The organism is Fodinibacter luteus (assembly GCF_039541575.1).
GTDB lineage: Bacteria > Actinomycetota > Actinomycetes > Actinomycetales > Dermatophilaceae > Fodinibacter > Fodinibacter luteus.
On sequence record NZ_BAABGM010000011.1, the window covers coordinates 87,519 to 107,841 of the forward strand.

Here is a 20,323-nt window from a genome sequence, read left to right on the forward strand (position 1 = left end):
CGCACGCGCGCACGGGCGGTCGGGGGTGGCCACGACGACCACCCCCGACCGTCACGGCGGGGTCGTCTGACGACGCGTCGACCGGACCCGGTCGAGGACGGCATCGGCCACCTCGCCGGGTCGCCGCTCGGGCAGCCAGTGCCCCTCGTCGAGCTCGACGAACCGGTACGGACCCCGCACGTGGCGCCGGGTGCGCTCCGCCGCCCGACGTCCGAGGGCCGGGTCGCGCCGGCCCCAGGCGTACGTCGTCGGAACCGTCACGGGGCCGGGGTCCGTGCTCCGCAGGAGCAGCGCGCGGCGGCCTGCCGCGCGGTACCACTCGAGGGGCCCGGTCAGGTCCCCGGGGGACGAGAGGCGGGCCGCGTACCGGACGGCGTCGCGCTCGGGCAGCCCGCCGGCGCGCAGCGCGGCCGGGAGGGTGCGGGACAGCAGCAGCTCCGGGAGCAGCGGCACCTGGACCGCGAGGGTGTACCAGCTCCTCAGCGGCTGGAGCGAGCGGACCATCGCCTCCGCGTACGCGCCGGGGTGCGGCGTCGAGAGCACGGTGGCGCTGGCCAGCCGGTGCGGGTGCCGGGCGGCGAGGTGCCATGCGAGGACGCCGCCCCAGTCGTGGCCGACGACGTGCGCCCGGCCGGCGCCGAGGGCGTCGAGGACGGCGAGCGCGTCACCGACGAGGGTGTCGACGTCGTAGCCGCCTCTCCCCTCGGGGCGTGCCGAGGGGACGTAGCCCCGCTGGTCGGGGGCGAGGGTGCGCAGGCCCGCCTCGTGCAGGTGCGGGACGACGGCGTGCCAGCAGGAGGCGTCCTGGGGGAAGCCGTGGAGGAGCAGGACGACCTCGCCGTCGCGCGGTCCCTCGTCGTGCACCGGGAGGAGCAACCCGTCGTGCGCCACGGGGACGGTCACGGGAGGGCCGCCTCCGCGGGCACCTGGAACGCCGGGTCCCGGCTCCCGACCTTGCGGGCCGTCGTGAGGTGCCCCCCGAGGTAGCCGGAGGCACCCACGACACCCGCCCCGGCGAGCGCGCTCACCGTGCCGAGGCGGTGCCGCCCGCGGCCGCGCGCGAGCAGGGACACCGTGAACAGCCCGGCGGCGAGCCCGTTGAGCGCGGCGTGGGCGGCCCCGACGCGACGCTCGGCCCGGCCGGTACGCGCCCACTCGGCGAGCCCGGTCACCGCGGTGGGGACGACGGCGGCGAGCCCGGCGGCGACGAGGGTGCGGCTGGCCGCGCGGTCGCCGGGACGGCCCCGCAGGTCGAGCAGCACCGCCGACGTCCAGCACCCGAGCGGGAGGTCGGTGAGGAGCGGGTGCAGGGCATGGCCGAGGAGGTCGGCGCGCAGCACGCCGCTCCACCGCGTCCGGTCCAGGGGTTCGGCGACCGCCGCGAGGGCGGCCACGAGGGGGTCGAGGCGGCCGGCATCCTCGAGGCGCCGGACCCCGTCGACGAGGACGGTCGAAGTGTGTGCGCTCACCCCGGCGTCATACCCTCGGGGGCACCGGGTCAAACACCGGGCCGCCGGGTAGGGGTGGGCCGACACCCCCGAGGAGGAGGAGGGCGCTCGTGAGCACGACCTCGTGCGACGCCGTCGTCGTGGGCGCGGGGCCCAACGGGCTCGTCGCCGCCAACGCCCTCGCCGACGCGGGCTGGGACGTCGTGCTCGTCGAGGCCGCCCCCGAGGTGGGCGGGGCGGTGCGCAGTGCCGAGGTCACGGCACCCGGGTTCGTCACGGACCTCTACAGCGCGTTCTACCCCCTGGCCGCGGCGAGCCCGGTGATCCGTGACCTCGACCTCGCACGGCACGGCCTCGTGTGGCGCCGGGCCCCGGACGTCATGGCACACGCCCTCCCCGACGGTCGGGCGGCCGTGCTGCGCGGGGACGCCACGGCGACCGCCGCGGGGCTCGAAACCTGCTCCGCCGGCGACGGGGACGCCTGGCTGCGGATGGTCGGCGACTGGCAGCGCGTGCGCGACCCCCTCCTCGACGCCCTGTTCACCCCCTTCCCCGCGGCCGGCCCGGTGCTGCGGCTGCTGCGCCGCACCGGCGTCTCGGGCGGGCTCGACCTCGCCCGGCTCGCCCTGCTGTCGGTGCGTCGCCTCGGGGAGGAGGAGTTCGGCAGCGAGGAGGCCCGGGTCCTGCTCACCGGGAACGCGATGCACAGCGACGTCTCCCCCGACGGTGCGGGCAGTGCCCTGTTCGGGTGGCTGCTCGTCATGCTCGGGCAGGACGTCGGCTTCCCCGTCCCCGAGGGTGGGGCGGGCCGGCTCGCGGCGGCGCTGCGGGCCCGGGCGGAGGGTCTCGGGGCGGCCGTCCGCTGCGGCGTGGCCGCCACGGCGGTCGAGGTGACGGCCGGCCGGGCGAGCGGGGTGCGCCTCGCCGACGGCTCGCGGGTCACGGCACGCCGTGCGGTGCTCGCCGACGTGGCCGCCCCGACCCTGTACCGCGGCCTCGTCGGACCCCGGCACCTACCCGCACGCCTGCTCGACGAGCTGCTGCGGTTCGAGTGGGACGACGCGACCCTCAAGGTGAACTGGGCACTCGACGCGCCCATCCCGTGGACCGCTCCCGCAGTCGCGACCGCGGGCACCGTGCACCTCGGCAGCGACGACGACGGACTCGTCGACGTCGCCGCCGACCTCACGGTGGGGCGGATGCCGGAGCACCCGTTCGTCCTCCTCGGCCAGATGACGACGAGCGACCCCACCCGCTCCCCCGCCGGCACCGAGTCGGCGTGGGCCTACACCCACCTGCCCCGGCACCTCGCCCAGGACGCCGACGCGGTCGACGCCCAGGCCGAGCGGGTCGAGCGGGAGGTCGAGCGGGTGGCGCCCGGCTTCCTCGCGCTGCGCCGGGGGCGCCACGTGCAGCGCCCGGCGTCCCTCGAGGCCGCCGACGCCAACCTCGACCGGGGCGCGGTCAACGCCGGGACCTCCGCGCTGCACCAACAGCTCGTCTTCCGCCCGACGAAGGGCCTCGGTCGTCCCGAGACCCCGCTCCCCGGGCTGTTCCTCGCCGGCGCCTCGGCCCACCCCGGCGGTGGGGTCCACGGGGCGTGCGGCTGGAACGCCGCCGTGGCCGCGCTCGGCCAGCACGGGGGCCTCGGGTTCGTCCGCCGTGCCCTCGTGCGCACGGCGTGGTCGCGGGTGCTGCGCGAGCCCTGACCTCGGGCCGCGCTCAGGCCTCGCCGCGCAGCGCCTCGCGGTGCCGCCCCTCGGCGATGAGGGCGAGCCGCATGAGGGCCTCGCGGTTGCGCGGCAGGATCATCGCCTGCCGGGCGGGCCCGGGCACGAGCCGGCCCGGGCCGGCCGAGGCGTCCTCGGCGATGGAGACGGTGCAGCTCCGTGGCCCGTCGGGCACGACCTCGATCTCGACCCGGGCCTCCCCGATCGGCCAGCCGCGGGCGGTGAGGACGAGGTGGTGCGGCGCCTCCGCGTGCTCACTGCGCGTGCTGTCCGAGATGAGCGCCGGCCACAGCCCGACGCTGTGGTGCAGGCGGGTCCCGGGCGCGGGCCAGCCCTCGTCGACGGCACGCACCCGCGAGGCGCCGACGACCCACGTCGCGTACTGCCAGCCGTCGGCGAGTACGGCCCACACGGCCTCGGCGGGTGCGGCGACGGCGCGCGAGACGCGGGGACGGTCCAGGGTGTGGTCGTCGGTCATCGTGGTCTCCTCGAGCTGCTCGGACGGGGGTGGTGGTGGGTGCTGGGGCCCGTGGACGTTACCGGCCGTGGCGCGAAGACCCTCCCACGGCCCGAGGCCGGCGGTGCGCATGAGCGGCGTCACGAGGGTGTCGTACAGGGCGGGCACGAGCCGGAAGCCCGCGACGACGACGTGGTTCGCGGGTCCCACGTGCGTCAGGCGCCGCGGGCGGCGCAGCACGGACTCGATCCGGTGCGCCACGGCATCCGGGGAGAGCACCGGTGGGGGTGGTGCGCCGTGCCGGCCGAGGACGGTGGCGGCCTGGCGGTAGACCGGGGTGTCGATCCCGCCGGGCGACACGAGCGAGACCGCCACCCCCTCCCGGTGGCGGGTCTCGATCTGCAGGGTGCGCACGAGGCCGTGCACCGCCCACTTGGACAGCACGTACCCGCTCATGTAGGGCGTGGCCACCTCGCCGAGCAGCGAGCCCACGACGACGAGGTGCCCGCCCCCGGTGTGGCGGAAGGCCGCCAGGCTCGCCCGGGCCACCGAGACGGTCCCGAGCACGTCGGTCGCCACGACCTCGCGCATGACGTCCTCGGGCACCTCCTCGAACAGCCCGTACGCGACGACCGCGGCCGCGTGGACGACCGCGAGGCCCGGCCCGTGCTCGTCCGCCGCCGCGTCGACGGCCCGGCGGACGGCCTCGTCGTCCCGCACGTCGAGGACGACGACGGATGCCGTCGCACCGGCCGCGCGGCACGCCGCCGCGACCTCCTCGAGCGGCTGCGGGTCCCGGCCGGTGAGGACGACGGGCAGGCCCCGTGCGGCGAGCCGGAGGGCCGTGGCGCGCCCGATGCCGCTCGAGGCCCCGGTGAGCAGGACCCCGGTCGTCGCGGTCGGGGCGCGGGACACGGTCGACCTCCTCGGGGGTGCACGGCGGGATACCGGTTCGGTGCCGGTCGGTGTGCCGGTTCGGTACCGGTCTCGGCCCACCCGCCGTGCGCGTGGCCGAAACCGGGGGGCGCCGCGGAGGGGTCCTGCACCGCGCGGGCGCAGGACCCCTCCGGCTCAGGCGAGCGAGCCGGCCGGCCCGCCCCCGGTGCCGGACCCGGCGCCCGCCTGGTCCTTGACGTCCTGCGCCCGCGACGACCCCTCGTCCCGGACGGCGGACATCCCCTCCTGTGCCGTCTCCCGCACGGACTGCACGGCCTGCTGCGCGGGCTCCTTGAGGTGCTCCGCGGCATCCTGCGCCACCGCGCGGGCCTCGTCGAGCACGGGCTGGGCCTGCTCCTTGGCGGCGCCGGCCAGCTCGCGCTCGGTGCGGCTCGCAGGGAGCAGCGAGCCGACGAGCCAGCCCGCCGCGAGCGCGACCGCCCCGGCCGCCAGCGGGTTGCCCTGCGCCTGGCGGCGAGCCGCCTGCGGTGCCTGGCGGACCGTGTCGGCCGCGCCGTGCACCTGCTCGGCGCCGGCGTCGGCGAGGTCGTGGGTCGAGCCCATGACGGTGTCCTTGAGCCGGCTCGCCCGGGTCGTCGCCCGGTCGACGGAGCGCCGGGCCACGCTGCTCGGGCGCACGCTCTCGGTGAGGACGTCGACGTCCTCGCTGAGCCGCCCACGGGTGCGGTCGATCTCGCGGCGGATGGCCTGGGGGTCGTTCTCGGTCGTCGTCATCGTGTCTCGTGTCCTCTCAGTGCGTCAGGGATGTCCTTGGCCGTGTCGACGGTGCGCGGGGCGACGGGGGTCATCCGGCGCAGCCGGTTCCGGCCGGTGGCGGCGAGCACGCCCGCCACGGCGGCCCACAGGAGGCCGACGACGAGCGCCGACCAGCCGAGGCCGATGAGGTCCCCCAGCGCCCACCACAGGGCGAGGGAGAGGAAGACGAGCGCGAGCTGGCCCGCGACGGCCGCGCCGCCGAGCCTGGCGCCGCCCGCCTTCGCGTGGTCGACGCTCTCCCGCAGCTCGGCCTTCGCGAGCGCGACCTCCTGCCGGAGCAGGGTGCTCAGGTCGGTCGTGATGTCGCCGAGAACCTCGCCGACCGACCTCAGGGACGGGTCGGGAAGGTCCGTGCGGGTCTCCTGCTCGGTCATCGCTCGCCCCGGGGGACGCCGCGGTCGTCCACCGGAGCCTCGAGGACGCCCTCCCTGCTGATCGGCGTCGGCGTGCCGTCCGGCATCATCGGCTGGGTCGTGCGGTGGACCCCGGGCAGGCCCTCGGCGGGCACCGTCGCCCCGCTCGTCGACGGGGAGCTCCCGGTGGAGCCCGAACCGGTCGACTCGTCCCGCGCCTCGTCGACGAGGCCGCGGCTGAGCCGGCCGGCGACGACGCCGACGCCCGCTGCGATCGCCAGGAAGGCGCCGGGCCGCCGCCGGGCGAAGGACCGGGCCTCCTCGAGCAGGCTGCCGGGGTCGCGGGCGTCGAGCCAGCTCGCCGCGTCACCGGCTCGGCGGGCCACGTCGTCGACGAGCCCGACCGCCGCCCCGTCCCCGTCGGCCGAGCGGGCCATCTGGCCCAGCTGGTCGGCCAGCTCGCGCAGCCCGCTCGCCGCCCGGGCCTGCTGGGTGGCCGCCTGGTCGGTGAGGTCCGCGCGGGTCTGCCCCCACAGCTGCCGCACCTGGTCCTTGGCCTCGTGCGTGACCCGCTGCGCCTCGGTGGCCGCGGTGGCGGCGACGTCCTTCGTGGCGTCCTTGGCCTCGTGTCCCACGCTGCCGGCCCGCTCGGCGGGCGACGGCGGGGCGTTCATCTCAGTGGTGTGCATCCCCATGGTGCTCCGTCCTCTCTGAGCTGCCGTCGCTTGGTCGACGGCGTGCCGAGGGGTCTACCCGCTGCCGCGCGCGGCAAACCCGAACCGCCCCGGTGGCGTGCGGCGGGCCCGGTCGGGTAGGAGGTGTGTCGGACCGGCGGCACCTGCCGGCCACGCCGGGATGCCCGGCGCAGCCCCGACGAGAGGAGCAGCAGATGACCGACCGCCCCGAGCAGGTTCCCGCCCAGCAGCAGCAGTGGCCCGGCAGTGATGCCGACCTCACGCCGCCCGCCGACCACGGTGCCTCCTCGTGGACCGGGCGCGACCGCCTCACGCGCAAGCGGGCCGTCGTCACCGGCGGCGACTCCGGCATCGGCCGGGCCGTCGCGGTGACCTTCGCCAAGGAGGGCGCCGACGTGCTCGTCGCCCACCTGCCCGAGGAGGAGGCCGATGCGCGGGTGACGGCCGAGCTCGTGCGGGCCGAGGGCCGCCGCGCCGTGCTGCACCCCGCGGACCTGCGCACCGCCGACGCGGCGCGGGAGCTGGCGGCCCGGGCGGTCGACGAGCTCGGGGGGGTCGACGTGCTCGTGTGCAACGCCGCGTTCCAGATGACCCACCAGGCGCTCGCGGAGTTCCCCCCCGAGCAGCTCGAGCGCACGTTCGCGACGAACGTCCTCGGCACGTTCTGGCTCATCCAGGCGCTCGCCCCGCAGCTCGAGGACGGCGGGTCCGTGCTCGTCACGACCTCGGTCCAGGCCTACTCCCCGTCCGACCACCTGCTCGACTACGCGGCGACGAAGGCGGCGCTGAACAACCTCGTCGTCAACCTCGCGCAGGAGCTCGGGCCGAAGGGCGTCCGGGTCAACGCCGTGGCCCCCGGGCCGATCTGGACGCCGCTCATCCCCGCCACGATGGAGCCGGAGAAGGTCGACGGCTTCGGCTCGGACACCCCGCTCGGCCGGCCCGGCCAGCCGGTCGAGGTGGCCGCCGCCTTCGTCTTCCTCGCCTCGGACGAGGCGAGCTACGTCTCGGGATCCGTCCTCGGCGTCACCGGCGGCAAGCCGGTCTTCTGACCGGGTGGCCGCCCCCGGTCGGGGCCGGCGAGCCCGGGCCAGCCGCCTCGGGCCGGACGGGAAGTCGTCGGTCCGCAAACCCCCGTCCCGGTCCGCACCCCGTTAGTTTCGGAGATCCGGGCGGGGATCCGACCAGCCGTCCTCCCCGGGTTCACGTGGTCCAGCAGTGGCGCCATCCTCACCTCCCGAAGGACGAGACCATGGCCCACACCGCTCTGTCCCCGACGACCGACGCGGACGTCGCGCTCGACGCCGACCTGCGCGTCGACGAGCTGGCCCGCGAGCTGCGCGCGACCGAGGACCCCCAGCGCTGCCGCGACCTGCGCGACGAGATCGTCGAGCTCATGCTCCCGCTCGCGGACGCGATCGCGATGCGGTACGCCGGGCGCGGCATCGAGAGCGAGGACCTCGTCCAGGTGGCCCGCACCGCGCTCGTCAAGGCGGCCATCCGGTACCGGCCGGGGGCGGGCCCCGGCTTCTCCGCCTTCGCCTCCCCGACCATCTCCGGTGAGGTCAAGCGCTGGTTCCGCGACCAGGGGTGGTCGGTGCGCCCACCGCGGCGCATCCAGGAGCTGCGCACCCGCCTCGTCGCCGAGGAGGAGCGGTTGCGCCACGACCTGGGGCGCAACCCGCACGACGGCGAGCTCGCCGCCGGCCTCGAGGTGCCGGTCCGGGACGTCGTCGAGGCGCGCGGCTGCTCGGCCGGCTACCACGCAGTGTCGCTCGACGCGCCGACGCCGACCGGGTCCAGCCTCGCCGACCACCTCCTCGTGAGCCCGTGCCACACCGCCGACCTCGACACCCGGGACGCCCTGCGTCGCGCGCTCGCCGAGCTCGGCGAACGGCAGCGACTCGTCCTCTTCCTGCGGTTCGTCGAGGAGCTCACCCAGCGCGAGATCGGGGAGCGGATCGGGGTCAGCCAGATGCAGGTGTCCCGGATCCTGCGCGGGGTCCTCGAACGCCTGCGCCTCGAGCTCGCGGAGCACCCGCTCGCCGTGGCGGAGCCCGCCGCCTGACACCCCGCCCCGTCGGGCGTGTTCCCGGCCGGGCGCGGTAGCGTCCGCGCCATGCGTGTCGTTCTCCGCATCGTCGCGGTGCTCCTCGTCCTCGTCGTGGCCGCCGCCGTGGCCGGCTACTTCTACGCGAGACCGTTGCTCGCGACCGGGACGGGGTACGCCGCGCACAACTCGTGCGCCGTGACGCTCGTCGCGGGCCGCGAGAACCCCGACGACGACCTGCCCGCCAACCCGCTCGTGCCGTTCCTCACCGGCTACGTCAACGAGGCGGGGCGCTCGAGCACCTCGCAGATCCTGTTCACCCTGTCGACGCAGAAGGCGTGGTACACCCGCGGGTTCGGCTGCACCGTCGCGAAGGAGCGGCCCGTCCTCACCGAGGAGGCGACGAAGGTCGTCGCGGACGCCAACCCGTTGTCCACGGCCGAGGGCCCGCCTGCGAACCCGGAGGTCGAGGCCGCGATCGGGCGGGCCTTCGGTGACGACCTGCCGACCGAGCGGTCCGACGAGCTGGGCACCCGGGGCGTCGTCGTGCTCCGCGGCGGCCAGCTCGTCGGCGAGCGCTACGCCTCCGGCTTCGACCGCGACACCCCGCAGCTCGGCTGGTCGATGAGCAAGAGCGTCACGAACCTGCTCGTCGGGCGGCTCGTGCACCAGGGCCGGCTCGCGGTCGACGACACCGAGCTCGTGCCGGGGTGGACCGACGAGCGGCGCACGATCAGCGTCGACCAGCTGCTGCGGATGACGAGCGGCCTGAAGTGGGACGAGACCTACAGCCTCGGCACGCCGATCACCCGGATGCTCTACGCCGAGCCGGACATGGCCGCCTACGCGGCGAGCCAGCCGCTCGCCCACCAGCCGGGGTCCTACCAGCAGTACTCGAGCGGCTCGACGAACGTGCTGTGCGGGGTCCTCACCGGGCTCGCCGACCTCCCGGCATCCGACCTGCCCCGGCAACAGCTGTTCGCCCCCCTCGGGCTGACCTCGGCGACGTGGGAGGTCGACGCCGTCGGTACCCCGGTCTGCAGCTCCTACCTGTGGGCGACGCCGCGCGACTGGGCCACGATCGGGCAGTTCGCCCTCCAGGACGGGGTGTGGGCCGGCGAGCGCCTCGTGCCCGAGAGCTGGATGCAGCAGTCGACGACCGCGACCCAGGTCAACGAGAGCGAGGAGAAGGGCTACGCCTCGGGGTGGTGGGTCAACCGCCAGACCGACGGCACCCTCGTCGACCCCGCGCTGCCCGAGGACGCCTACTGGGCCAGCGGTCACGACGGGCAGCGGCTCTACGTCGTGCCCTCGGCGGACCTCGTCGTCGTGCGGCTCGGGTTCAGCCCCGAGGTCGAGCCCGAGCAGCTGCGCACGAACGAGCTCGTCGCCGAGCTCGTCGCCCTCGCCCCCGCGGAGGGCTGACGACGGACCCGGCGGCGCCGGGGAGCGGACGGGTCAGATCGAGGCGGTCACGGTGACGCGAGTGGCGTCGGCGACGTCACCGAACAGCGGCACGCACGAGACGTCGACGCTCGCGCCGGCCTCCCCCGCCGGGGCGGTGCACACCGTGTCGACCGAGTCACCGCCGTCCGGGGTCACCGACAGCGTGAAGAGCACCGGGAACCCCTCGGCGTCGCGCAGGATGGCCGTCATCCCGGTGATGTTGACGACGGGGATGCCGCCACCCTGCTGCTCGAGCGACCAGCCGTCGGCGATGGTCGCTCGCGGCAGCTCGAACCCGTCGCCGACGGCCAGGTCGATGCGCTCGCCGAGGCCCTCGGTGGGGATCTCGGAGGGCAGCGTCGTGGGCAGGTCGCTCGGCAGCTCGGTCGGCAGGATCGTGGGGAAGGTCTCGCTCACCTCGTCGACGGTGCGCGCGAAGAGGAAGAACCCCGCGGCGACGACGAGCCCGGTGAGCACGACGATGACGACGGCGGCGATGAGGCAGCCCTTGAGCAGGCCGTTGCCACCCTGCGTCGGCGGCGGGTACTGCTGGCCGCCGGGGGCACCGTAGCCGGTCTGCGGGTACCCGCCGGGGGCACCGGGGCCGCCCTGGGGGTACCCGCCGGGGGTTCCGTAGCCGCTCGGCGGGTAGCCGGTCGGCGGGTAGCCGGCCGGCGGGTAGCCGGCCGGCGGGTACGGGTCCGCCTGCGGGGCCGGGGCGGCTCCAGCGGTCGCGGCGCTCGTCGCCGCCGGGTCGGGGCGCGGCAGGGCCTGCGTGCTCGAGACGTCGAGCGCCTGGGTCTCGTCGGCCGGGCCGGCCCACGAGGGCAGGGGCGGCGGGGCCGTCGGGTCGCTCGGCAGGGGCTCGCGGAACTCCTCGGTCCACTGGCTGCCGTCCCAGTAGCGCTCGCGCCCGTCCGGTTGCAGGTGCCATCCCGCTGGTGCCGACATCTGGCCCTCCTCCGTGGTCCCTGGGGGGCAGCGTAGCCCGGGCCGGCCGGGTCGTTCAGCGGGCCCCGAGGGCCGCGGCGATGCGCTCGCCCTGCTCGACGGTCCACCCCGGCGGCTCGGTGACCGCCGCCCACCCCTCGAGGTTGGCCCGGGCGGTGTACATGTGGCCGTAGCCGTCGGGGACGTCGCCCGCGCCGGGCATGTCGAGCAGCACCTGCCACATCGTGACGAGGGGGACCCACCCCATCGTCTCCACGACGTCGGGGCCACGCTGCCCGTCGTCGAGCCACTCCGGGCGATCGAAGGCGAGGTCGCTCGAGAAGAAGACGACGGGGTCGGACGCGTGCTGGAGGTAGACGAGCCGGGTCGGCCCCCACGCGGCGGTGCCGCGCTCGAGCCCCCCGTGCTCGTCGGAGAAGCGCACCGTGCGTCCCTCCTCGTAGACCGGCAGGGATGCCGGGGAGCCGGCGTCGCGGTCCGTCCCGAGCCGGGCGTGGAGGTCGTTGAGGAAGGTCGGCCCGACCATGAGCGCCCCGTCGACGGGCTCGTTGACGATGTTGACCGAGGTGAGCACGCTCTCGACGCCCATCGTGCCGAGCGAGAGCCCGTAGAGGTACAGGGCCGGTCGCTCCGCCTCCGGGAGCGTCGCCCAGTGGGACCGGACGGTCTCGAAGACGGTGCGGGAGGTGTCGACGACGGCCTCCTGGTCGCCGAGCAGCGAGATCCAGCTCGGCAGGTAGGAGTACTGCACGCCGGCGATGGCGGTGTCACCGTTCCAGAGGTACTCGAGCGGGTCGGTGGCCCGGTGGTCGAGCAGCCCCATGCCGGTCGTCGTCGCGACGACGAGCACCTTTCGGTCGAAGGCCCCGGTGCGCTTGAGCTCCTCGAGCACGAGGTCGGCGCGGGCCTGCACCGTGTCGGCGCTGTGCAGGCCGGCGAAGACGCGGATCGGCTGCTTGGCGCCGGGGCCGTTGACCGCCTCGAGCCGCTCGACGGTGGGCCCGCCGCGCACGAAGAGGCGGCCGTAGTAGCCGAGGTCCTCCCACGACGTGAGGGACTGGGGCGAGCCGGACCGCTCGGGCGCGGTCGGCCGGTCCGTGCTGTGCGAACCCGTGGTGTCCCGCGGTGCGAAGAACGCGTTCGCCCCCGCGAAGAACCCGTTGACGATGACGCCGGACCACAGGCCCCACAGCAACGTGACGACGAGGCCGACCCCGAGGACGACCGACAGCCGGCGCGGCAGCCGACGGGCCAGGCGGGACACGGTGAGGTGGCCGAGGAGGCGCACGGCCCGGGCGAGCACGAGCAGCAGCGTCGCGACCGAGAAGGTCACGACGAGCACGACCGGCCAGATGAGCGGCGACGTCGGCTCCATGCCGAACAGGGCCCGGATGTCGTTCTGCCAGCCGACGAGCTTCCACGCGTTGAACAGCACGGCCACGAGCCCGAGGCCGACGAGCACGACGAGCGAGGCGGTGCGCCACCGCCCGCGCAGCCCGGGGATGCCGAGGTAGCGCCACACCGCGTGCGCCCCGGCGCCCAGGCCGTAGCCGACGACGACCGTCACCCCCGAGACGACACCCTGCAGCCACGCCGCGCGGGGCAGCAGCGACGGCACGAGCGAGGCGGCGAAGGCCCACGTCGCGGCGGTCAGCCCGACACCGGACAGCACCCGGTCGAGCACGCTCTCGGGGCGGCCCAGCACGGGCACCCACGGGCTCTCGCGCGCGCGGACGGCCGCCTGCTCGACGAACGCGACGGTCACGGTGGGTCCTCGGGGGTGTGGAGACGGGCGCTCCCAGCGTAGGCGTGCGCCGGGTGCCTCGCGGACGGGTTCCGCGGATGCCGCGGGCGCGCCACGGGTGAGAGGGTGGGCGCAGGAGGTGGTCCCGTGACCGACGAGGACGAGGTCGTCGTGACCCGCAACGAGGACGAGACCCGGTGGGAGGCCCACGTCGGCGGGGTGCTCGCCGGGTTCGCCGCGTACCGGCCGGGCGAGCGGGTGGTCGTGTTCACCCACACCGAGGTCGACCCGGCGTTCAAGGGTCGCGGGGTGGGCGACGCCCTCGCGCGCCACGCGCTCGACGAGGTCGCCGCCGAGGGCACCCGTCGGGTGCGTCCTGCCTGCCCGTTCATCCGCGCGTGGATCGACCGCCACCCCGACTACGCCGCACTCGTGCAGGGTGCGACGACGGCGGCGGCCCCCGCCCCCGACCGCCCGGAACCGTGACCCGCGACGGCATCCGGCTGCTCCTCATGAGCGACACGCACGTCCCCACCCGGACGCGCGACCTGCCCCCGCAGCTGTGGGACGAGGTCGCCCGGGCCGACCTCGTCGTGCACGCCGGCGACTGGACCCAGCTCGCCCTGCTCGACCGGCTCGCCGAGCGCAGCCGCTCCCTGCTCGGGTGCTGGGGCAACAACGACGGCCCCGACGTGCGGGCCCGCCTGCCGGAGGTCGCCCGCGCGGACGTCGAGGGCGTGCGCGTGGCCGTCGTCCACGAGACCGGGCCCCGGCAGCGCCGCGAGGAGCGCATGCGCGTCGCCCACCCGGACGCCGACCTCCTCGTCTTCGGGCACAGCCACATCCCGTGGGACACCGCGCACGCCGGGTTGCGGCTGCTCAACCCGGGGTCACCGACCGACCGACGCCGCCAGCCGCACTGCACCTACGTCACCGCGCGGCTGGCCGACGGGGCCGTCGAGGACGTCGTGCTGCACCGCCTCCCGGCGAGGCCCGGGGCCGGGGCGTCCGTGAAGGGCAGGTAGGGCCGGTCAGCGCTCCTCCCAGTGGAAGCGCACCTCCTGCCCCGGCTGGAGCTGCGCCGCCCGGTCGACGTGCGCCGTGCGGACGACGCCGATGACCGGGTAGCCGCCGGTCACCGGGTGGTCGTTGAGGAAGAGCACGGGCTGCCCGTTGGGAGGCACCTGGATCGCGCCGCGCACCATCCCCTCGCTCGGCAGCTCGGCGTCCCGGACATCGGGGTGCCGCTCGAGCGCCTCGCCCTCGAGCCGGATCCCCTTGCGGTCGCTGCGGGCCGAGACCGTCCACGAGGCGCGGCCGAGCCGCTCGGGGTGCGCGAACCAGTCGTGCCGGGGCCCCTGGAGCACCGACAGGTCGACCGGGCCCGGGTGGGGCACGGGCACCGCGGCCACCTCGACGTGCGGGTAGCCGTCGGTGCGTGTGCCGATCTCGAGCACCTGCCCGGCCCGCACCGGTGCCGGGCCCAGGCCCGACATGGTGTCGGTCGACAGCGACCCGAGCACCTCCGGCAGCGCGAGCCCACCGCGGAACGAGACGTACGTGCGCAGCCCGCTGACCGGCATCCCGAGCGAGAGCACCTGCCCATCACGCAGGGTGAAGGGGGCCAGGTGCGGCACGGCCCGGCCGTCCGCCACCGCCCGGGCGGGGGCACCGGTGAGGCACAGGAGGACGTCGCCAAAGGCGCGCACGCGCAGGCCGCCGAAGGTCACCTCGAGGGCGGCGGCCCCGACCTCGTTGCCGACGAGGCGGCCACCGAGGAGGTAGGAGCCGAGGTCGGCGGCACCGGCCCGGCCGACGCCGACGGCGAGGTGGCCGACCCGGCCGCGGTCCTGGACGAGGGTCAGCGGGCCGGGGTCGACGACCTCGACGCGCCGGATCACCGGGTCACCTCGGTGAAGCGCACGGTGGTGCCGGGGACGAGCAGGGCGGGCGGGCGGCGATCGACGTCCCAGAGCACGACGTCGGTCGTGCCGATGAGCTGCCAGCCGCCCGGCGACTCGCGGGGGTAGATGCCGCTGAACGCCCCGGCGAGGCCGACGGCACCGGCGGGGACGCGGGTGCGCGGCTCGTCGTGGCGGGCGACCTCGAGGCGGGGGTCGCCGCCGACGAGGTAGGCGAAGCCGGGGGCGAAGCCACCGAAGCCGACCCGCCACGGGGTGCCGGTGTGGGCCGCGACGACCTCGCCCGGGGTGAGGCCGGTGCGGCGCGCGACCTCCTCGAGGTCGGGGCCGTCGTAGCGGACGGGGATCCGCAGGATGCCGTGCTGCGGGCCCGCGGCGCCCGGTGTCGCCCGGGCCGCCGCCTCGGCGACGACCCGGGAGAGGTCGGCGAGGTCGGTCGTCGGCCGGGCGACGACGAGCAGGGTACGAGCGGCGGGGACGACGTCGTCGACCTCGGCCCAGACCCCCTCCCCCGCGGCGACGAGGGGCGCGAGCACGGCGTCGATGGCGAGCACGGCCTCGATGTCGTCGGTCTCGAGGAGCAGGGCGGCGTCGCCCATCGGCAGGAGGCGCACGGTCGGGGGGGCCGTGGCGGGTCGGGTCGGCGACACGACGACCTACCGGGTGAAGGGGGCGATCTCGACGCCCGCCTCGGTGAGGGCGGCCCGCAGCGCCGCGGCCATGTGGACGGCGCCGGGGGTGTCGCCGTGCGTGCAGATCGAGTCGGCGCGCACCTCGAGCTCGGTGCCGTCGACGGCGGTGATGACCCCGTCCGTGGCGAGTCGCACCATCCTCGCGGCGACGACCTCCGGGTCGTGGAGGACGGCTCCGGGCTGGCGGCGGGGAACGAGGTGGCCCTCGGGGGTGTAGGCACGGTCGGCGAACGCCTCCGCGACGGTGCGCAGCCCGACCTCCGCGGCGAGACGGAGGAACGCCGACCCGGGCAGCCCCATGACCGGCAGGGCCGGGTCGACGGCGACGACCGCGGCGACGACCGCCGCGGCCTGCTCCTCGTGGAGGACGACCGCGTTGTAGAGCGCGCCGTGCGGCTTGACGTACTCGACGCGGGCGCCCGAGACCCTGCACAGGGCCTCGAGGGCGCCGATCTGGTAGATGACGTCGGCGGTGAGCTCGTCGGCGTCCATGTCGATGAACCGGCGCCCGAAGCCCGCGAGGTCGCGGTAGCTCACCTGGGCGCCGACGACGACCCCGCGCTCGGCCGCCTGGGCGCAGGTGCGTCGCAGGGTGAGGCTGTCGCCGGCGTGGAAGCCGCACGCGACGTTGGCGCTCGTGACGATGTCGAGCATCGCCTCGTCGTTGCCGAGCTCCCACGTGCCGAGGGACTCGCCGAGGTCGGAGTTGAGGTCGATCCGCACGGTGCTCATCATCGGCTCCATCAGGCCCAGAGCGCCTGGAGTCCGGCGATCGACTGCCAGCCGAGCCACAGGGTGAGGACCCACGCGAGGATGCCGATGCCGAAGAGCCACCTCGGGTAGGCATAGTGGCTGAGCAGGTCGCGGCGCCGCCATGCCACCCACAGGATCACCGTGAAGCCGATCGGCAGGATGAGTCCGTTGAAGCCGCCGGCGAAGACGAGGAGGGTGACCGGCGCCTTGCCGAGGACGAGGAAGAGCACGGTGCAGACGGCGATGAAGGCGACCGTCGCGAGGTTGCGCGTGCGCGGCTTGGTCTGCTGGGTCGTGAGGAACGAGACCGTCGTGTAGCTCGCCCCGATGACCGAGGTGATCGCCGCGGCCCAGAAGATGACGCCGAAGGCGCGCAGGCCGAACTGGCCGGCCGCCTGCTCGAAGGCGCTCGCCGCCGGGTTGTCCTCGGCGAGGGCGGCCCCACCGTGGACGACACCGAGCACGGCGAGGAAGAGGATCGAGCGCATGACGCCGGTGACGAGGATACCGACGACCGAGCCCTTCGTGATCTCCGTGACGTGCGCCGGGCCGGTGCGGCCGGACTCGATGAGCCGGTGCGCGCCGGCGTAGGTGATGTAGCCGCCGACGGTCCCGCCGATGAGAGTCGTGATGGCCAGCACGTTGACCTCCTCGGGCAGCACCGCGTTCTGCAGGGCGAGCCCGACGGGCGGGTTGGTCGTGAAGGCCATCCAGGCGGTCAGCCCGATCATGACGAGCCCGAGGACGACGACGATCCGGTCGAGGGCGGCACCGGCTCGCTTGACGAGGAAGATCGCGATCGCGAGGCCGGCCGAGAGGACGGCGCCGGTCGTCGGGTCGAGCCCGAGCATGGCGTCGGTGCCGAGGCCGGTGCCCGAGATGTTTCCGATGTTGAAGACGAGGCCGCCGAGCAGGATGAGGGCCGCCAGGCCCCAGCCCAGGCCGGGCAGGACCCGGTTCGCGAGCTCGTTGGCGCGCAGCCCCGAGACGCCGATGACCCGCCAGACGTTCATCTGCACGGCGATGTCGACGAGGATCGACACGACGATCGCGAAGGCGAACGCCACACCGAGCCTGACCGTGAAGCTCGTCGTCTGGGTGATGAAGCCGGGGCCGATCGCCGAGGTGGCCATGAGGAACATCGCGCCGAGCAGCGCGCTGCGGCCGTTGCCGGGAGGACTCTGCGCCTCCGTCGTCTCGACCTGGGTCGTCCTGCCGTCCATGTGCTGCTCCGAACCGTGAGGCGCCGGGGTGGCCGGCGTCGGTGGCGGCCGCGTCGTCGGGGCCGTGGGACGACGGTAACGGATTGCTCAACAATCCTGCAATAGGTGGATCCAACGATCGATACGTCACGGGGTTAGAGTGCCGGTGTGCCCAACCACGTCCTCGCCGCAGCCCTGCGCAACGTCCCGGCCGCCACCGTCCAGCCCTCGGCCGCCGAGCGGGTCGCGGCCGTGCTCCGCGAGCAGATCGTCGACGGCGCCCTCCGCTCGGGCACGCGCCTGACCGAGGAGACGATCGGCACCGCGCTCGGGTTCTCCCGCAACACGATCCGCGAGGCCTTCGCCCTCCTCCTCGCCGAGCGCCTCGCCGTCCGCGAGCCGAACCGTGGCGTCTTCGTCGCCACCCCGACCGCCGCGGACGTGCGCGACCTCTACGCCACGCGGCGGCTCGTCGAGCCGGCGGCGGTCGAGCACGGTCCGGCGTTCTCCGACGACGTCGTGCGGCGGTTGCGGTCCGTCGTCGACGCCGGTCACGCCGCCCTCGGGCGCGGCGACGCGGCAGGGGTCGCCCAGGCCAACCAGGAGTTCCACCGGGCGCTCGCCCGGATCAGCGGGAGCCGACACGTCGACCAGCTCATGGAGGGGGTGCTCGCCGAGATGCGGCTCGTCTTCCACCAGGTGGCGGACGACGCCGGCTTCCACGAGCCCTACCTCGAGCGCAACGAGGCCATCGTCGAGCTGCTCGAGCGCTGCGACCGGCCGGGTGCGGCGGCCCTGCTGCGCGACTACCTCGAGGACGCCGAGGCCCACCTGGTGCGCGCCGTCCGTGGCACGGGCGTCGGCTGACCGGCATCCGACCCGGGCCCGGGAGGCCGGGCCTCGCCCGTGACGATTCGTCAGGCGTGCTCGCGCAGGTAGCGCCCGAAGTGCGGCACGGTGAACGCGATCCGGCCGCGCTCCCCCGAGTAGATGAGCCCCTTCTTGAGCAGGGCGTCGCGGGCCGGGGACAGTGACTGCGGCTTGCGCCCGAGGTGCGCCGCGACGTCGGCGGTCGGCACGGCATCCGCGTCGTCCCCGAGCGCCACCGCGACGTCGGCCATCGCCCGCAGGTACTCCCGCTCACCGGGCGTCGCCCGCTCGAAGCGCGACCCGAAGAACCCGACGGCCAGCTCGGACTCCGCCTCCGGCGCGGCGACCGCGACGTCGGCCGGGGTCATGGGGGATGCCGGCGCGAGGTCCCAGACCGCCTTGCCGTAGGCCTGGATGAAGTAGGGGTACCCGCCGGTGGCCGCGTACATCGCCTCGAGCGCCTCGGGCGTGAACGCCGCGCCCTCCTCCTCGGCCGGCAGCTCGAGCGCGGCGTCGGCGGCGACCCGGTCGAGCCGGTCGATGCGCGAGTAGCGGAAGAGCCTCTCCGAGTACGACTTCGACGCCGACAGCACCGCCGGCAGGTGTGGGAGACCGGCCCCCACGACGATGACCGGCAGCCGTGACTGCGACAGCTCGTGGCAGGCCGCGCACAGGGCCGAGACGTCGTCTGGCCCGAGGTCCTGCATCTCGTCGAGGAACACGGCGATGCCGCGCCCGGTGTCGGCGGCCATGCCGCCGAGGTCGGACAGCAGCTCGACGAGGTCGATCTCGACGTCGCCGGAGTCGGCGCGGCCGGTGACCGCGGGAACGCTGATGCCGGGGTTCCACCGTTCGCGCAGCTTCGCCGCCCCCCGACCGGCGGCCGACGCCGGCTCGCGCTGCGCGAACGCCTTGACGACCCCGAGCGCGTGGTCGCCCACTCCCCCGGCCGGGCCGAGCTCGCGCACGGCCTGGTGCACGGCCGAGGCGAGCGGGCGCCGCAACGACTGGTCGGGCCGGGCCTCGAGCTTGCCCGTCCCCCAGCCGGCCCGCACCGCCGCCGAGCGCAGCGCGTTGAGCAGCACCGTCTTGCCGACGCCACGCAGACCGGTGAGCACGATCGAGCGCTCCGGCCGACCCCGCGCCACCCGCTCGAGGACGATGTCGAAGGCGTCGAGCTGCTCGTCGCGCCCCGCGAGCTCGGGCGGCCGCTGGCCGGCGCCGGGGGCGTAGGGGTTCCGGATCGGGTCCACGATCGGAGGCTATACGCCTGTCTAGCGCACACGGCATACGTCGCGAGAGAGGGATGGCCGTGTCGCGGCGCCGAGGGACCAGCGGCCCGTCGAGGTCGGTCTAGCCCTCTCTAGCAGATCGACAAGACATGGCGATACGACCGCATCGACCGGGTGGACGCGGGTGCGGGGGGCCGCGACCGCTACTTGAGGAAGCGGCTCGTGCGCCGGTCGGCGAGCGGCTTGCCGGCGGTCTGGCAGGTCGCGCAGTACTGCAGCGAGGAGTCGGCGAACGACACCTCACGCACGACGTCGCCGCACTCGGGGCACAGCTCGCCGGTGCGACCGTGCACGCGCATCCCCGCGCGCTTGGCGTCCTTGAGCTCCTTGGCGGGCCGGCCGGATGCCGTGGCCACGGCACTCGCGAGCGTGCCCCGCAGCGCCGTGTAGAGCCGCTCGACCTCGGCGTCGTCGAGGCGGGCCGCGATGGCGAACGGCGACAGCTTCGCGACGTGCAGCACCTCGTCGGAGTACGCGTTGCCGACGCCCGCGATGACCGACTGGTCGCGCAGCATCCCCTTGACCTGCATCCGGTGGGTGGCCGCGATCGCCGCGAACCGCTCGAGCGTGAACGACTCCGCCATCGGGTCGGGCCCGAGCGACGCGATGCCGGGCACGCTCGCCGGGTCGTGGACGACGTAGGCGGCGAGCCGCTTCTTCGTGCCGGCCTCGGTGAGGTCGAAGCCCGACCCGTCGTCGAAGCGCACCCGCAGCGCGATCGGCGACTTGCCCGGTCGGAGCACCGTCGTCGGCACGACGTCGGACCACCTCAGCCACCCGGCACGGGCGAGGTGGAAGACGAGGTGGGTCCCCCCGCAGTCGAGGTCGATGAACTTGCCGTGCCGCTCGACCCCGTCGACCGGCGCACCGACGAGCGCGTCCGGCGGCGGGGTGAAGGTCTTGAGCACCGAGATCGAACCGAGCTCGACCCCGGTGACGACGAGCCCGTCCGTGCGCTCGCGCAGGAACGCAACGAGGGCCTGCACCTCCGGCAGCTCGGGCATG

General features: G+C 75.3%; 21 protein-coding genes. 7 read left to right on the top strand and 14 right to left on the bottom strand.

The genetic code is table 11. The features are described 5' to 3' along the window. Positions 1–51: 51 nt before the first annotated feature. Positions 52–903 (bottom strand): alpha/beta fold hydrolase, encoded by an 852-nt coding sequence (locus tag ABD899_RS08545; protein ID WP_345204638.1) that lies wholly within the window; start codon positions 901–903, stop codon positions 52–54. Beyond that, the gene (locus ABD899_RS08550) at positions 900–1,469 is read right to left on the bottom strand and encodes a DUF2231 domain-containing protein (protein ID WP_345204641.1); all 570 of its coding nucleotides are present in this window, start codon (positions 1,467–1,469) and stop codon (positions 900–902) included. Before ABD899_RS08550 ends, ABD899_RS08545 begins: the two co-directional genes overlap by 4 nt. Before the next feature lie 89 nt (positions 1,470–1,558). Here ABD899_RS08550 and ABD899_RS08555 point away from each other — a divergent pair, with 89 nt between their 5' ends. After that, complete coding sequence (locus ABD899_RS08555) at positions 1,559–3,157, top strand: phytoene desaturase family protein (protein WP_345204644.1); 1,599 nt, start codon at positions 1,559–1,561, stop codon at positions 3,155–3,157. Between the two features lie 13 nt (positions 3,158–3,170). Here ABD899_RS08555 and ABD899_RS08560 read toward each other — a convergent pair whose 3' ends face one another. The 4 genes from ABD899_RS08560 to ABD899_RS08575 form a co-directional block, all read right to left on the bottom strand. Continuing rightward, positions 3,171–4,550 carry an SDR family NAD(P)-dependent oxidoreductase gene (locus ABD899_RS08560; protein WP_345204645.1) on the bottom strand — a complete coding sequence of 460 codons (1,380 nt, stop codon included), beginning with the start codon at positions 4,548–4,550 and terminating at the stop codon, positions 3,171–3,173. 156 nt (positions 4,551–4,706) lie between these two features. Then, positions 4,707–5,306: a DUF3618 domain-containing protein gene (locus ABD899_RS08565; protein ID WP_345204648.1), complete on the bottom strand. Its 600-nt coding sequence runs from the start codon at positions 5,304–5,306 to the stop codon at positions 4,707–4,709. Next, positions 5,303–5,722, bottom strand: a complete 420-nt coding sequence (locus tag ABD899_RS08570) for a phage holin family protein (protein ID WP_345204651.1) — start codon at positions 5,720–5,722, stop codon at positions 5,303–5,305. The genes ABD899_RS08565 and ABD899_RS08570 overlap by 4 nt, the downstream gene beginning before the upstream one ends. Further along, on the bottom strand, positions 5,719–6,390 hold the full coding sequence (locus tag ABD899_RS08575; protein WP_345204653.1) for a hypothetical protein: 672 nt from the start codon (positions 6,388–6,390) through the stop codon (positions 5,719–5,721). The genes ABD899_RS08570 and ABD899_RS08575 overlap by 4 nt, the downstream gene beginning before the upstream one ends. A gap of 200 nt (positions 6,391–6,590) precedes the next feature. On the opposite strand from ABD899_RS08575, the gene ABD899_RS08580 reads away from it, so the two are divergent. From ABD899_RS08580 to ABD899_RS08590, 3 genes are all read left to right on the top strand, one after another. Next, on the top strand, positions 6,591–7,448 hold the full coding sequence (locus ABD899_RS08580; RefSeq protein ID WP_345204655.1) for a glucose 1-dehydrogenase: 858 nt from the start codon (positions 6,591–6,593) through the stop codon (positions 7,446–7,448). A 200-nt stretch (positions 7,449–7,648) separates the two neighbouring features. Then, complete coding sequence (locus ABD899_RS08585; RefSeq protein WP_345204658.1) at positions 7,649–8,464, top strand: sigma-70 family RNA polymerase sigma factor; 816 nt, start codon at positions 7,649–7,651, stop codon at positions 8,462–8,464. A 51-nt stretch (positions 8,465–8,515) separates the two neighbouring features. Then, a complete protein-coding gene (locus ABD899_RS08590; RefSeq protein WP_345204660.1) occupies positions 8,516–9,871 on the top strand; it encodes a serine hydrolase domain-containing protein in 1,356 nt (451 codons plus the stop codon). A gap of 33 nt (positions 9,872–9,904) precedes the next feature. On the opposite strand, the gene ABD899_RS08595 is transcribed toward ABD899_RS08590, so the two are convergent. Next, on the bottom strand, positions 9,905–10,843 hold the full coding sequence (locus ABD899_RS08595; protein ID WP_345204662.1) for a DUF2510 domain-containing protein: 939 nt from the start codon (positions 10,841–10,843) through the stop codon (positions 9,905–9,907). Between the two features lie 55 nt (positions 10,844–10,898). Beyond that, entirely contained in the window at positions 10,899–12,608 is a 1,710-nt protein-coding gene (locus ABD899_RS08600; RefSeq protein ID WP_345204665.1) for an alpha/beta-hydrolase family protein, read from the bottom strand. A gap of 126 nt (positions 12,609–12,734) precedes the next feature. Here ABD899_RS08600 and ABD899_RS08605 point away from each other — a divergent pair, with 126 nt between their 5' ends. Continuing rightward, positions 12,735–13,073, top strand: a complete 339-nt coding sequence (locus ABD899_RS08605) for a GNAT family N-acetyltransferase (protein WP_345204667.1) — start codon at positions 12,735–12,737, stop codon at positions 13,071–13,073. A gap of 26 nt (positions 13,074–13,099) precedes the next feature. Continuing rightward, the gene (locus ABD899_RS08610; protein ID WP_345204669.1) at positions 13,100–13,612 is read left to right on the top strand and encodes a metallophosphoesterase family protein; all 513 of its coding nucleotides are present in this window, start codon (positions 13,100–13,102) and stop codon (positions 13,610–13,612) included. 6 nt (positions 13,613–13,618) lie between these two features. Here the strand turns inward: ABD899_RS08610 and ABD899_RS08615 are convergent, their stop codons facing one another. From ABD899_RS08615 to ABD899_RS08630, 4 genes are read right to left on the bottom strand one after another with little or no spacing between them, the layout of a single operon-like run. Next, a complete protein-coding gene (locus ABD899_RS08615) occupies positions 13,619–14,488 on the bottom strand; it encodes a 5-oxoprolinase subunit C family protein (protein WP_345204672.1) in 870 nt (289 codons plus the stop codon). Then, positions 14,485–15,159: a 5-oxoprolinase subunit B family protein gene (locus ABD899_RS08620; protein ID WP_345204674.1), complete on the bottom strand. Its 675-nt coding sequence runs from the start codon at positions 15,157–15,159 to the stop codon at positions 14,485–14,487. The genes ABD899_RS08615 and ABD899_RS08620 overlap by 4 nt, the downstream gene beginning before the upstream one ends. Before the next feature lie 6 nt (positions 15,160–15,165). Then, a complete protein-coding gene (locus ABD899_RS08625) occupies positions 15,166–15,933 on the bottom strand; it encodes a LamB/YcsF family protein (RefSeq protein ID WP_345204677.1) in 768 nt (255 codons plus the stop codon). An 11-nt stretch (positions 15,934–15,944) separates the two neighbouring features. Further along, the gene (locus ABD899_RS08630) at positions 15,945–17,177 is read right to left on the bottom strand and encodes an NRAMP family divalent metal transporter (RefSeq protein WP_345204678.1); all 1,233 of its coding nucleotides are present in this window, start codon (positions 17,175–17,177) and stop codon (positions 15,945–15,947) included. Between the two features lie 147 nt (positions 17,178–17,324). Here ABD899_RS08630 and ABD899_RS08635 point away from each other — a divergent pair, with 147 nt between their 5' ends. Continuing rightward, complete coding sequence (locus tag ABD899_RS08635) at positions 17,325–18,023, top strand: GntR family transcriptional regulator (protein ID WP_345204681.1); 699 nt, start codon at positions 17,325–17,327, stop codon at positions 18,021–18,023. Positions 18,024–18,073: 50 nt separating this feature from the next. Here ABD899_RS08635 and ABD899_RS08640 read toward each other — a convergent pair whose 3' ends face one another. Continuing rightward, the gene (locus ABD899_RS08640) at positions 18,074–19,279 is read right to left on the bottom strand and encodes an AAA family ATPase (RefSeq protein WP_345204684.1); all 1,206 of its coding nucleotides are present in this window, start codon (positions 19,277–19,279) and stop codon (positions 18,074–18,076) included. A 182-nt stretch (positions 19,280–19,461) separates the two neighbouring features. Further along, entirely contained in the window at positions 19,462–20,322 is an 861-nt protein-coding gene (locus ABD899_RS08645; protein WP_345204687.1) for an Fpg/Nei family DNA glycosylase, read from the bottom strand. Between the last annotated feature and the right edge of the window lies 1 nt (position 20,323).